Annotated in this window: 9 protein-coding genes and 1 pseudogene; 2 read left to right on the forward strand and 8 right to left on the reverse strand. The window is 59.6% G+C overall.

The features are described from left to right. Positions 1 to 107: 107 nt before the first annotated feature. From phoH to putP, 5 genes are all read right to left on the reverse strand, one after another. Entirely contained in the window at positions 108 to 896 is a 789-nt protein-coding gene (gene phoH, locus FOT55_RS19895; RefSeq protein ID WP_015378226.1) for a phosphate starvation-inducible protein PhoH, read from the reverse strand. 707 nt (positions 897 to 1,603) lie between these two features. Beyond that, positions 1,604 to 2,902, reverse strand: coding sequence for an iron uptake transporter deferrochelatase/peroxidase subunit (gene efeB, locus FOT55_RS19900; protein ID WP_147823918.1), 1,299 nt, complete (start codon positions 2,900 to 2,902; stop codon positions 1,604 to 1,606). An 11-nt stretch (positions 2,903 to 2,913) separates the two neighbouring features. After that, positions 2,914 to 4,050: an iron uptake system protein EfeO gene (efeO, locus tag FOT55_RS19905; RefSeq protein ID WP_147823919.1), complete on the reverse strand. Its 1,137-nt coding sequence runs from the start codon at positions 4,048 to 4,050 to the stop codon at positions 2,914 to 2,916. 20 nt (positions 4,051 to 4,070) lie between these two features. Continuing rightward, positions 4,071 to 4,916: an iron uptake transporter permease EfeU gene (gene efeU / locus FOT55_RS19910; protein WP_147823920.1), complete on the reverse strand. Its 846-nt coding sequence runs from the start codon at positions 4,914 to 4,916 to the stop codon at positions 4,071 to 4,073. 245 nt (positions 4,917 to 5,161) lie between these two features. Then, complete coding sequence (gene putP, locus FOT55_RS19915) at positions 5,162 to 6,646, reverse strand: sodium/proline symporter PutP (protein WP_147823921.1); 1,485 nt, start codon at positions 6,644 to 6,646, stop codon at positions 5,162 to 5,164. A gap of 571 nt (positions 6,647 to 7,217) precedes the next feature. Here putP and putA point away from each other — a divergent pair. Together putA and FOT55_RS25735 are read left to right on the forward strand one after the other, a co-directional pair. Continuing rightward, positions 7,218 to 11,189, forward strand: coding sequence for a trifunctional transcriptional regulator/proline dehydrogenase/L-glutamate gamma-semialdehyde dehydrogenase (gene putA / locus FOT55_RS19920; protein ID WP_025303235.1), 3,972 nt, complete (start codon positions 7,218 to 7,220; stop codon positions 11,187 to 11,189). Positions 11,190 to 11,389: 200 nt separating this feature from the next. Continuing rightward, positions 11,390 to 11,482, forward strand: a pseudogene (locus FOT55_RS25735) (type II toxin-antitoxin system HicB family antitoxin); the annotation flags it as partial. Positions 11,483 to 11,511: 29 nt separating this feature from the next. On the opposite strand, the gene tcyN reads toward FOT55_RS25735, so the two are convergent. The 3 genes from tcyN to tcyJ are packed head-to-tail and all read right to left on the reverse strand — an operon-like array spanning position 11,512 to position 13,730. Beyond that, positions 11,512 to 12,264 carry an L-cystine ABC transporter ATP-binding protein TcyN gene (gene tcyN / locus FOT55_RS19930; protein WP_089195983.1) on the reverse strand — a complete coding sequence of 251 codons (753 nt, stop codon included), beginning with the start codon at positions 12,262 to 12,264 and terminating at the stop codon, positions 11,512 to 11,514. A 3-nt stretch (positions 12,265 to 12,267) separates the two neighbouring features. Continuing rightward, entirely contained in the window at positions 12,268 to 12,930 is a 663-nt protein-coding gene (gene tcyL / locus FOT55_RS19935; protein ID WP_025303237.1) for a cystine ABC transporter permease, read from the reverse strand. Further along, positions 12,930 to 13,730 (reverse strand): cystine ABC transporter substrate-binding protein, encoded by an 801-nt coding sequence (gene tcyJ / locus FOT55_RS19940; protein WP_025303238.1) that lies wholly within the window; start codon positions 13,728 to 13,730, stop codon positions 12,930 to 12,932. The genes tcyL and tcyJ overlap by 1 nt, the downstream gene beginning before the upstream one ends. Positions 13,731 to 13,792: the final 62 nt, after the last annotated feature.

Raw genomic sequence — 13,792 nt, forward strand, 5'->3', positions numbered from 1 at the left:
GAAAATCTATACAGAAAACCACAATAATTTACACAAAGGTTAAACGAAATGATAAATGAGGGGCGATAAAAAAGGCCGCCGAAGCGGCCTTTCCATTAGCGGATAGGTTAACTGTAAGCGTTGAGCGTGCGCTGGCACAAAGCGGAGCGTACGCAGTCCTGTTTTTCAAAGCGGATAACGCCGATCATCTCGTCCTCTTCGAAGCGCTCCAGCGCGTCGCTGAGACCGGATTTCACGCCGCGCGGCAAGTCGCACTGGGTCACGTCGCCGTTAACGATAACCGTCACGTTTTCGCCCAGGCGGGTCAGGAACATTTTCATCTGGCTGGCGGTCACGTTCTGGGCTTCATCCAGGATAACGACCGCATTTTCGAAGGTGCGCCCGCGCATATAAGCGAACGGCGCAATCTCCACCTTGCCGATTTCCGGCCGCAGGCAGTACTGCATAAAGGAAGATCCTAAACGGCGCACCAGAATGTCATACACCGGGCGGAAATAAGGCGCGAACTTCTCGGAGATATCCCCCGGCAAGAAACCGAGGTCTTCATCCGCCTGCAAAACAGGACGGGTAACGATAATCCGATCCACCTCTTTATGGATCAGCGCCTCCGCCGCCTTGGCGGCGCTGATGAATGTTTTGCCACAGCCCGCTTCGCCGGTGGCGAAGATCAGCTGCTTATTCTCTATGGCTGATAAGTAATGACCCTGAGCTTCGGTTCTAGCCTCGATGGGTGAGCTATCGCGCTTGTCTCGCGCCATGCCGATAGACTCGACTCCCCCCATTTGCACCAGCGAGGTCACAGACTCTTCTTCCAGCTGGCGATGACTACGAGCGTCACGACGAATAACGCGTTTCGCTTCACGACGTGCTTTGATCACTGCTTTCTGTCTACCCATAGTGGCACCTTACAGTTTGTTTCACCTACCGCAACGGCCAGGCCGCGCGATTATGTTTCACACACGTATTAGGTTTTGGCCTCCTCCGAGCCAATAAGAGCCAAGGGACAAGGTGAATCGACGGCAACGCTTAAGCGCCGTGTCTTCACGGGACAACGCGGACTGCATCAATAAACGTGGAGTAAAAAGCGATGAGATTCGGTAGCGATAAGAGTGCGGAGTTGCCGGTAAAAGAGAGTCGGAGAGAGAACCCTCGTTACAACGAGAAATCAGGGGAGATGTGTTATTTTTTCTTTCCAGCCCAACCAAGGACTTTACCATTAGCGATCCCCGCAGTGATATTTACAGCTTCAAGCTGTGCACCCTGTGAAAACTACCGCCAGATGATTACAGTATAATGACATTCAATCCGGTCGCGTTACTAAAATGTAAAAAAATTTTATATGCTTTGTTTTTAGTTATCGCTAAAACACTATATCACGCACGACACGTCATTCCACAAGAATTTATAATCTATAAATATCAATTAATTGCAATTAAATACCGCGAATGACACTTTGGTTTCCTGATTAAATTTTGCGCAGTTTAAAAGTGCGGGCGGTGAAAACTTTTTAATCCATAGGCCTGGTGTCGAATTGACTTTCGACGCTCAATCTCTCGTACGGCAGGTAAAACGAGGCAGGCGATCCCACCTCGTCATTCCGGCTTCAGGCCTTGAGCAGGCCGCTGGCCAGATAATCGCCGCCCTCTTTCACGCCCGGCAAGACGAAGAAATATCCGCCGCCAATCGGCTTGATGTATTCCTCCAGCGCTTCGCCGTTCAGCCTTTTTTGCACCGTCAGGAAGCCTTTCTCCAGATCGGCCTGATAGCAGACGAACAGTAGCCCCATTTCCAGCTGCCCGGCATTGGAGACGCCAAGGGAATAACTGTAGCCGCGCCGCAGCATCAGGTTGCTTTGGCTTTCCGGCGTGCGCGGGTTAGCCAGCCGGATGTGCGCATCCATCGGGATCACCTTGCCGTCGGGATCGTTCGCGTAATTCGGCTCGTCATGTTCATGCTTCATGCCCAGCGGCGCCCCGCTGTGCTTCTCGCGGCCGAAGATGGTTTCCTGCTCTTGCAGCGGCGTGCGATCCCAAAACTCGACGCGGAAACGAATAATGCGCGCCGCCTGATAGCTGCCGCCCGCCGTCCACGCCGGTTCACCGACGCTGTCGCCGACCCACACCACTTTATCCATCAGCGGTTTGTCGTCGGTTTTCGGGTTGGCGGTGCCGTCTTTGAAACCCAACAGGTTAATCGGCGTCTCTTTGCCTTTGCTGCGCGCGGCGTGCGCGGAGATGAACCCTTCCCGCTTCCAGCGCACGCTGAGCAGATCCGGAGAGTGCTTGATGATATCGCGCAGCGCGTGGAGAGCGGTTTCATTGGTGTTGGCGCAGATCTGCAGCAGCAGATCGCCGTGGCAAAGCCCGGCGTCCAACGCATCGTTGGGGAAACGGGTCATTTTCTGCAATTTCAGCGGCTTGTGCGCCTGCAGACCAAAGCGTTCATCAAACAGCGATGCGCCGACCGAGACGGTGATGGTCAGGTTGTCCGGGTAAATCTCCGGCCCCATGATGCCGGAATCGAGCGGCGGCAGCTTGGCGTCCACCTCCGGCGCCTTGCCGCCGTGGGTCAGGAAGGCGATGCGATCGGTCAGCAGCCGGAACAGGCGCTCCAGATCCGCTTTGCTGGTCGCCAGCACATCGAACGCCACCAGCATCATCGCCGCCTGTTGCGGGGTCAGCACCCCAGCCTGATGGCGGCCATAAAACGGCTGTTTCTGCCAGCGCTCATCCTGCGGCGTCGCCAACGGCTCCGCCGCGTTGCCCGCCGCCTGCGCCAGGCGGGTGCCGCCCAGCGCCAGCGCGCCCAGCCCCAACCCTTGCAGCAAACGACGCCGCGAAGGCGATGCCGCCCCCTGAGAGTGCGGATGCGGCCCGCTGTGCGGGCCTGCCTTGTTGCTCATAACCGTATGCCTCAGTCCAGGCCCAACACGCCGCGCAGTTGGGAAAGATCTTCCGCCAGCGTGGTGATCGGCCCTTTCAACGCATTGCGATCGGCATCGGTCAGCTTCTCATAGGACTCATAGCCGTCTTTGGTTTGGTACTTCGCCAAGATGGTGTCCACGGTTTTGAAGTTGGCGTCGATCTTGTCCAGCAGCGGCTTATTGGCCTTGACCAGCAGCGGGCGCAGCAGGTTGACTATCTTCTGCGCACCGTCGACGTTGGCCTGGAAGTCCCACAGATCGGTGCGGCTGTAGCGGTCTTCTTCACCGCTGATCTTGCTGGCCGCCACCTCTTCGATCAGCCCGGCTGCGCCGCCCACCACTTTGCTCGGCGGGAAGGTCAGTTCACTCACGCGTTTTTGAAGCTCAACGGTGTCGTGATACAGACGATCGGCATATTTGCCCATGTCTTTGGTCGAGTTGTCGGCAAACAGCGCCTTCTCGAGGCGGTGGAAACCGGTGAAGTTAGGATCCGCCGCTTTCTTCTCGTAGTCGTCTTCGCGGGCATCGATGCTGCCGTCCAGATCGGAGAACAGCTCGGCGATCGGCTCAATGCGCTCATAGTGCTGGCGGGTCGGCGCGTACAGCTTGCGCGCCTGCTCCACGTTACCGGCCTTCACCGCGTCGGTGAACAGCTTGGTCTGTTTCACCAGCCCATCGACTTCTTTGGTGACGTAGACTTTGTATTCGGCGATCGGGCCAACCAGATCCAGCGCGCTCGGTTTGCCCTCGGTCGCGCCGTTGGCCGCTGCGGTGACGGTCAGTTTGCCTTTCGGATTGCTCAGCAGCCCGCAGGTCATGTCATATTCGCCCGCTTCCAGCGTGGCGGTCATTTTCTGGGTGAAACCCGGCGCGATGTTCTCGCGCTCTTCCACCACCATCACCCCTTTCAGGATTTCCCATTCGACGTTTTTCTGGCTGGTGTTGTGCACCACAAACTGCGTCTTGCCGGCCGGGACCGTCAGCTGCATCGGTTCGCACTGCTTGTCGTTGACCGTGACCTTGACCTGCGGCACGTCCGCCGCCAAGGCGTCGATGCTCAGCGCAAACGCCGGGATAGCCAGTAATGCTGCGTGCAACGCCTTGCGGCGAAATAACGGAGTAGACATACGAGATTCCCTATTAAACATTAATGATTGATTTTACGTTGCGCCGGGGCCGCTGCCGGCTCCGCGCGCTGCGGCAGGAAAAAGAAAATCAGCGCCGGGATCAGATACAGGAAGTAGACCGCCACTTCGCTGACCGTTGGGGCTTCCTGATAGCCGAGAATGCCTTCCAGCAGAGTACCGAACAGCGAATGGGTCGACAGGGTGCTGCTGAAATCGAAGGCGATGTCCTGGAAATGGTTCCACAGACCGGCTTCGTGGAAGGCGCGGATCGCCCCGGCGGCCAGGCCTGCGGCGACGAACAGAATGAACAGGCTGGTCCATTTGAAGAATTTGGCCAGGTGCAGCTTCACCCCGCCCCAGTAAATCATCATACCCAGCACGATGGCGGCCACCAGACCGAGCACCGCACCGATCGGCGCCGCGGCGCCCACGTCTTGCTGAAACGCCGCCAACAGGAAGAACACCGACTCCAGCCCTTCACGCGCTACGGCGAAGAACACCATCGCCACCAGCGCCCAACCCTGCCCTTTGCCAGCGTTAAGCGCCTGATCGATCGCGCCTTCCAGATGCACCTTGACCGATTTGGACACCTTACGCATCCAAAACACCATATAGGTGAGGATCAGCACCGCCACCACCGCCACGATGCCTTCAAACAGCTCCTGCTGTTTTTGCGGGAACTCGCCGGTGGTCTCATTGATGAAGATGCCGAGCGCCAGACACAGCGCCGCGGCGACAATCACGCCGATCCACACCGTACCGAGCCATTGGCTGCGCTGCGTGCGTTTCAGGTAGCTGGCGATCAGGCTGACAATCAGCGCAGCCTCCAGCCCCTCGCGGAACATGATAAGAAAGGGAACGAACATAAATAATCACCCCTGAATAGACCGCGGCGGCAGAGAAAACTGACTCGAAATGAGCGGCGGCAACTCTGTAAAGAAACGTAAAATACAACGAGAGTGATTATCATTCTGCCAAGAAGAAATACAAGAGGCGCAAGCGTGATTTTTTCTAATCAAATGTCGCCAGGTGTTACAGTTGAGTGACAGTGGCGAACAGGCAAAAAGAAGGGGCGCTCTGCGCGCCCCTTGCTGACTGACATCGAACGGCGTTATACCGTTTTGTACTCGGCTTCCGCCTGATCGAAACGTTCGGTCATGGTGGAGGAAGGCTGGCGGCCCATCAGGCTCACAACCACGATGGCGAAACAGCCCAGAATAAAGCCCGGGATGATTTCATACAGGCCCAGCCATTCATACTGTTTCCAGACGATCACCGTCACCGCACCGACCAGCATCCCGGCCAGCGCGCCGTTGCGGGTCATGCGCGACCACATCACCGAAATCAGCACAACCGGGCCAAAGGCGGCGCCGAAACCGGCCCAGGCATAGCTCACCAGGCCCAGTACGCGGTTTTCCGGGTTGGCCGCCAGCGCGATGGCGATCAACGCCACCACCAGCACCATCACGCGGCCGACCCATACCAGCTCACGCTGGCTGGCGCCTTTGCGCAGAAATGCCTTGTACAGGTCTTCAGTGATCGCACTGGAGCACACCAGCAGCTGGCAGCTCAGGGTACTCATGACCGCCGCCAGAATCGCCGACAGCAGCACGCCCGCCACCCAAGGGTTGAACAACAACATCGCCAGTTCAATGAACACGCGTTCGCCGTTCTGCGACACGTTACCGGCTTGATCCGGGTTATTGGCGAAGTAAGCAATGCCGAAGAAACCGACGGCGATGGTGCCGGCCAGGCACAGGATCATCCAGGTCATGCTGATGCGACGCGCGCTGCGGATGGTGCGGTGAGAATCCGCCGCCATGAAACGCGCCAGGATGTGCGGCTGGCCGAAATAGCCCAGGCCCCAACCCAGCAGCGACAGGATGGCGACGAAGTTCAAGCCCTTCAGCATGTCGAGGTTGGCCGGGTTCTGCGCCTGGATCACCAGCATCGAGGTATCGATGCCGCCGACGGCGAAGATCACGATCACCGGCGTCAGGATCAGCGCGAAAATCATCAGGCTGGCCTGCACGGTGTCGGTCCAGCTCACCGCCAGGAAACCGCCGATAAAGGTGTAGAGGATGGTCGCTGCGGCGCCGGCCCACAGGGCGGTTTCGTAGCTCATGCCGAAGGTGCTTTCGAACAGGCGCGCGCCGGCCACGATGCCGGAGGCGCAGTAAATGGTGAAGAACACCAGGATGACGATGGCCGAGATCACCCGCAGCAACTTGCTGTTGTCTTCAAAGCGGCTGGTGAAATAGTCCGGCAGCGTCAGGGCGTTGTTGTTGGCTTCGGTATGTACGCGCAGCCTTCCTGCCACCAGCTTCCAGTTCAGGTAAGCGCCAATGGTCAGGCCGATGGCGATCCAGCTTTCGGAGATGCCGGAGAGGAAGATGGCGCCCGGCAGGCCCATCAGCAACCAGCCGCTCATGTCGGAAGCGCCGGCGGACAGCGCGGTCACCACGCTGCCCAAACTGCGACCGCCGAGAATATAGTCATCAAAGTTGTTGGTTGCCCGGTAGGCAAGCAGGCCGATCAGCACCATCCCGAAAATGTACACCAGGAAGGTCACCAGCATAGGTGTGCTCATTGTCATTTAATTCTCCACTTTCATTATTATTCGCGTTTCGCTCCGGCCAAGCCGGCGCCGGTAAACCCACGCGCAATGCATTTCACTGGCCGCCGCGCCGGAACGTGGCGCAGCCTGCGAGCAAGTGCAGGTAAAATAGTTTCTGCCCGTAATTGTTGACCGTCGGTTATCCTAGATGAGCCTTTCATCAACCAACAAGATATTTAACAACAAAGTTACACAAAGTTTACCCTGCGTCACATTTACCGGGCTCAAAGGTTGCACTCACGACAAACAAAATGAGTTGCACCCTGCTATTACCCTCATATACCGCAAGGTAAAGCGCCTGCGGCGTAATAAACCCCGCCGCGTTCGCTCAATAACGCAACATTCGTGCCAACTGCCTGTGTTAAAAAATCGATGAAACTCACACTTCGTTCATCCGCCTGATTTAACAAGGTTGCACAAAGTTGCAACATGCAGGATATTGTCTGCATTCTTGACACCACACATCACACGAACCTATCCCAACAGGCTTTCCAGCCTGCTGTTTGTCTAGCCTGATGGGATAGGTTCTAAACACAGGAGTTGGATAGGCATGGGCACTACCACAATGGGCGTGAAACTCGACGAGGCAACACGCGACCGGATCAAGAGCGCCGCGCAGCGCATCGATCGCACGCCGCACTGGCTCATCAAGCAGGCCATCTTTAATTACCTCGAGCGTCTCGAGAGCGGTACCGATATTCCTGAAATTCCAGCGCTGGCCGCTGCGGGCCAGCCTGAAGCGGACGACATTATGCCGCAAGCGCAGGAAGAGTCACACCAGCCATTCCTCGATTTCGCCGAACAAATTCTGCCGCAATCGGTGACCCGCGCCGCCATCACCGCCGCCTATCGTCGCCCGGAGACCGAAGCGGTGCCGATGTTGCTCGAACAGGCGCGATTACCTGCCGATCTGGCTCAGGCTACTCACAAAATGGCCTACGGCATCGCCGAGAAGTTGCGTAACCAAAAAAGTGCAAACGGCCGCGCCGGCATGGTGCAAGGCCTGCTGCAAGAGTTCTCCCTCTCCTCGCAGGAAGGCGTAGCGCTGATGTGCCTGGCGGAAGCGCTGCTGCGCATTCCGGACAAACCGACCCGCGATGCCCTGATCCGCGACAAGATCAGCAACGGCAACTGGCATTCGCACCTCGGGCGCAGCCCGTCGCTGTTCGTCAACGCCGCCACCTGGGGCCTGCTGTTCACCGGCAAGCTGGTGTCGACCCATAACGAAGCCAATCTGTCCCGCTCGCTGAACCGCATTATCGGCAAGAGCGGCGAGCCGCTGATCCGCAAAGGCGTGGACATGGCGATGCGCCTGATGGGCGAACAGTTCGTGACCGGCGAAACCATCGCCGAGGCGCTGGCCAACGCGCGCAAGCTGGAAGAAAAAGGTTTCCGCTACTCCTACGACATGCTGGGCGAAGCCGCCCTGACCGAGGCCGACGCCCAGGCCTACCTGGTTTCCTACCAGCAGGCGATCCACGCCATCGGCAAAGCCTCCAACGGCCGCGGCATCTATGAAGGCCCCGGCATCTCCATCAAATTGTCCGCCCTGCACCCGCGCTACAGCCGCGCGCAGTACGAACGCGTGATGGAAGAGCTTTACCCGCGCCTGCTGTCGCTGACCCTGCAGGCACGCCAGTATGATATCGGCATCAACATCGATGCCGAAGAGGCCGACCGACTGGAAATCTCGCTCGATCTGCTGGAGAAGCTGTGCTTCGAGCCGCAGTTGGCCGGCTGGAACGGCATCGGTTTCGTGATCCAGGCCTACCAAAAACGTTGCCCGTTCGCCATCGACGCGGTGATCGACATGGCGCAACGCAGCCGCCGTCGCCTGATGATCCGTCTGGTGAAAGGCGCTTACTGGGACAGCGAAATCAAACGCGCCCAAATGGATGGCCTGGAAGGTTATCCGGTTTACACCCGCAAGGTGTACACCGACGTATCCTACCTGGCCTGCGCCCGCAAGCTGCTGTCGGTGCCGAACCTGATTTATCCGCAGTTCGCGACCCACAACGCCCATACGCTGAGCGCCATCTATCACCTGGCCGGCAATAACTACTATCCTGGCCAGTATGAGTTCCAATGCCTGCACGGCATGGGTGAACCGTTGTACGAACAGGTAGTGGGCAAAGTGGCCGACGGCAAACTGAACCGCCCTTGCCGCATCTATGCACCGGTCGGCACCCATGAAACGCTGCTGGCTTACCTGGTGCGCCGCCTGCTGGAAAACGGCGCCAACACCTCGTTCGTCAACCGCATCGCCGACGCCACCCTGCCGCTCGACGAGCTGGTGGCCGATCCGGTCAGCGCCGTGGAAGCGCTGGCGGCCAGCGAAGGCCAGATTGGTCTGCCGCATCCGCGCATTCCGCTGCCGCGCGAGCTGTATGGCGAGAAACGTACCAACTCCAGCGGCCTGGATCTGTCCAACGAACAGCGTCTGGCCTCACTCTCCAGTGCCCTGCTCACCAGCGCTAGCCATCCATGGCGCGCGGAACCTATCATCGATGCCGAGTTGGATCAGGGCGTCGAGCAGCCGGTGATCAACCCGGCAGAGCCAGGCGATGTGGTCGGCTACGTGCGTGAAGCCACCGAAGGCGAAGTCAGCCGTGCGCTCGACGCCGCCGCGGCCGCCGGCCCAATCTGGTTCGCTACGCCGCCGACGGAGCGCGCCGCGATCCTCGAACGCGCCGCCGAACTGATGGAAAGCCAGCTGCAAAGCCTGCTGGGCATTCTGGTGCGTGAAGCGGGTAAAACCTTCAACAACGCCATCGCCGAAGTGCGCGAAGCGGTCGACTTCCTGCACTACTACGCCGGCCAGGTGCGCGACGACTTCGCCAACGACAGCCACCGCCCGCTGGGCCCGGTGGTCTGCATCAGCCCGTGGAACTTCCCGCTGGCGATCTTCACCGGCCAAATCGCCGCCGCGCTGGCGGCGGGCAACAGCGTGCTGGCCAAACCGGCCGAACAAACGCCGCTGGTGGCCGCGCAGGCGGTGCGTATCCTGCTGGAAGCCGGCATTCCGCAAGGCGTGCTGCAGCTGCTGCCGGGCCAGGGTGAAACCGTCGGCTCGACGCTGGTTAACGACGCCCGCGTCCGCGGCGTGATGTTTACCGGCTCCACCGACGTCGCCGGCATTCTGCAGCGCAGCATCGCCGGCCGTCTGGATCCTCAAGGCCGTCCGACGCCGCTGATCGCCGAAACCGGCGGCCTGAACGCCATGATCGTCGACTCCTCCGCCCTGACCGAACAGGTGGTGACTGACGTAGTGGCCTCCGCCTTCGACAGCGCCGGCCAACGCTGCTCCGCGCTGCGAATCCTGTGCATTCAGGAAGACGTGGCCGAGCACACGCTGCAAATGCTGCGCGGCGCGATGGCCGAATGCCGCATGGGCAATCCGGAGCGCCTGTCGACCGACGTGGGCCCGGTGATCGACGCCGAAGCCAAAACCGGCATCGAACGCCACATCCAAGCGATGCGTGCCAAAGGCCGCAAGGTCTACCAGGCCGCCAAAGGCAGCGCGCAGGATGAGAAAGAGTGGGCGCGCGGCACCTTCATCAAGCCGACGCTGATCGAGCTCGACAGCTTCGACGAGCTGCAGAAAGAGATCTTCGGCCCGGTGTTGCACGTGGTGCGCTTCCAGCGCAACAATCTGGACGCGCTGGTCGATCAGATCAACGCCGCCGGTTATGGCCTGACGCTGGGCATTCACACCCGTATCGATGAAACCATCGCCCGGGTGACCGAACGTGCCAAGGTCGGCAACCTGTACGTCAACCGCAACATGGTCGGCGCAGTGGTCGGCGTGCAGCCGTTCGGCGGCGAAGGCCTGTCAGGCACCGGCCCGAAAGCCGGCGGTCCGCTGTACCTGTACCGTCTGCTGGCCAACCGCCCGGACGACGCGCTGCAACGTACGCTGCACCGTCAGGACGAAGAGCGCCCGATGGAAGCCACCGCACGGCCGCAGCTGCTGGGTGCGCTGCAATCGCTGGAGAAATGGGCGGTCACCAGCCAACACGGCGAACTGGCGGCATTGGCGCAGCGCTATGCGGAACTGGGCCAGGGCGGCACCGTACGCCCGCTGCCGGGCCCAACCGGCGAGCGCAATACCTATGCCCTGTTGCCGCGTGAACGCGTGCTGTGCCTGGCGGATAACGAAACCGACGCGCTGACCCAGCTGGCCGCCGTGCTGGCGGTTGGCAGCTGCGTGCTGTGGCCGGAAGCGGAACTGCAGCGCAATCTGTTCCGCCGCTTGCCGAACGATGTGCAGGCGCGCATCGCCTTCAGCAAAGACTGGCAGCAGGATAAGGTCGAGTTCGACGCCGCCATCTACCACGGCGATGCCGACCAGCTGCGCACCCTGTGCGAGCAGATCGCGCAGCGCGGCGGCGCCATCGTTTCGGTGCAGGGCTTCGCCCACGGTGAAACCAACATCCTGTTGGAACGCCTGCTGATCGAACGTTCGCTGAGCGTCAACACCGCCGCCGCCGGCGGTAACGCCAGCCTGATGACCATCGGTTAACGCATCGCCAAGGCGGCCATGCATGGCCGCCTGATTGGCTCACCGCTACGCAAACCCTGCACTCGTGCAGGGTTTTTTATTGTCCGCAGGCCGATCAGCCGTTAGCGCCTTATTATCCTTACAGGGTGGGGCGTCGCTCTTGGACGATAACAACATAGACGGATTATTCTGTTTGAAAGCCGCGTCAGAGCGCTACGAGACGCATTGACTCTCGGGTTCGGCAATATCCGGGATACGGCAGCCGCAGCGGATTTCTCGCCGCCGCGCGAAACGAATGGTTGAAAGCGGAGTGAATGCGGTCGGGGGAAACGCCCCCGACGCCTTATTGATTCCGGAACTTGTCGAGGAATTGCTGGGTGCGCTGATGCTGCGGATTGGCGAACAGCGCTTTGGCCGGGCCCTGTTCGACGATGCGGCCGTGATCCATAAAGATAACCCGGTCGGCCACGTCGCGGGCGAAGCTCATCTCATGCGTGACGATCACCATAGTGCGTTTCTCTTCCGCCAGTGAGCGCATGGTATTGAGCACTTCCCCCACCAGCTCGGGATCGAGCGCCGACGTCGGCTCATCGAACAAAATCACCTCCGGCTGCATCGCCAGCGCGCGCGCGATAGCCACCCGCTGCTGCTGCCCGCCGGACAGTCGACGTGGATAAGCCTGCTCTTTGCCGCTCAGGCCCACCTTGGCCAGCAACGCGCGGGCGCGCTGTTCCGCGCTGGCTTTCGCCTCGCCTTTAACGATAACCGGCCCTTCGATGATGTTTTCCAGCACCGAACGGTGCGGGAACAGGTTGAAGTTCTGGAACACGAAACCGACCTGCTGACGCAGCGCCCGCACCTGATTTTTCTGTTTGCTCAGCGGCTTGCTGCCGTCGATCAGGATATCGCCGACGCGAATGGTGCCGGAATCCGGCTCCTCCAGCAGGTTGATGCAGCGCAACAAGGTGGTTTTCCCCGAACCGCTCGGCCCGATGATCGCCACCACTTCGCCGGCGTCCACCGCCAGATCGATCCCATGCAGCACCGTCTGACCCTTGAACTGCTTGGTCAATTGCTTAACTTCAATGGCACTCATGCGCTACTCCTGATCCTGGCGATTAACGTGGGCTTCCAGACGGTTTTGCAGCGCGGAAAGCAGGGTTGCCATCACCCAATAAATCAGCGATGCCGCCAGGTACATGGTGAACACTTCCAGCGTGCGCGAGGTGATCAGCTGCGCCTGGCGGAACAGTTCCGGCACCTGTATGGTGGCGGCCAGCGAGGTGTCTTTCACCAGGCCGATAAAGCTGTTGCCCAGCGGCGGCAAGGCGGTGCGCGCCGCCTGCGGCAGGATCACCCGACGCAGGGTTTGCCAACGGGTCATGCCGATGCTGGCGGCGGCTTCCCACTGCCCTTTGTCGATCGACGAAATCGCCGCACGCAGCGTTTCCGAGGTGTAGGCGGCGGTATTGAGCGACAGGCCAATCAGCGCCGCCGGGAAGGGATCGAACTCGATGCCGAACTGCGGCAGACCGTAATAGATCATAAACAGTTGGGCGATCAACGGCGTACCGCGGAACAGCGACACGTAGATACGCGACAGCCACGACAGCGGCCAAAGCGGTGAAAGACGCATCAGCGCCAGCAGAAAACCGAGCAGCAACCCCAACGCCATACCGCCCAGGCTGAGCTGAAGCGTCAGTATTGCGCCCTTCAATAAAAATGGCGCTGAATCCAGCGCCAGTTGAATACTTTCGTGCATTATTTAGTTACGTCCGCGCCAAACCATTTCTCGGAGATCTTCGCCAGCGTGCCGTCTTTTTGCATCTCGGCGATCGCCTGGTCAATCGCGGCCAGCAGCTCTGGGTTGTTCTTGCGCAGCGCCACGCCGGATTCCTGGCGAGAGAACGCCGGGCCGGCTACCGCCAGCGTATCGCCGGTTTTCTTCACCAGATCCAGCGCCGCCAGGCGATCCACCAGAATGGCGTTGATGCGGCCAACGCGCAGATCCTGATACTTGGTCGGATCGTCGTCGTAGGTGCGCACGTCTACGCCCTGCACGTTCTCGCGCAGCCATTGCTCATAGTTGGTGCCCAGGCCAACGCCGACCTTCTTGCCCTTCAGGTCCTCCGGCTTGGTGATGGTGCCTTCGTTGCCCTTTTTCACCAGCGCCTGAATACCGGAAACGGTATACGGAGTGGAGAAGTCATATTTCTTCTTGCGCTCATCGGAGAGCGTCACCTGGTTGATAACCACGTCGATACGTTTCGAGTCCAACGACGCCAGCATGCCGTCCCACTTGGTCGGGTTCAGCTTGGCTTTCACGCCCAGATGTTCCGCCAGCGCGTTGGCGAAATCCACTTCAAAACCGGTCAACTTGCCGTCTTCACCCTGGAAGCTGAACGGCGGATAGGTGCCTTCCAGCCCGACGATCAGCGTGCCGCGCTGTTTCACCTGCTGCAGCAGGTTATCAGCGGCGTAGGTTTGAGTCGTCACACCGGCGGCCAACGCAATACCCACCACGCCCAACAACCATTGACGACGAACTTTCGCAAACATCATAAACACCCCTGTGTGTTATTTATCTTTTTTGATATCAGCACTTTAACAGTGCGACCGCCCGC

Source organism: Serratia bockelmannii (assembly GCF_008011855.1).
GTDB classification, from domain to species: domain Bacteria; phylum Pseudomonadota; class Gammaproteobacteria; order Enterobacterales; family Enterobacteriaceae; genus Serratia; species Serratia bockelmannii.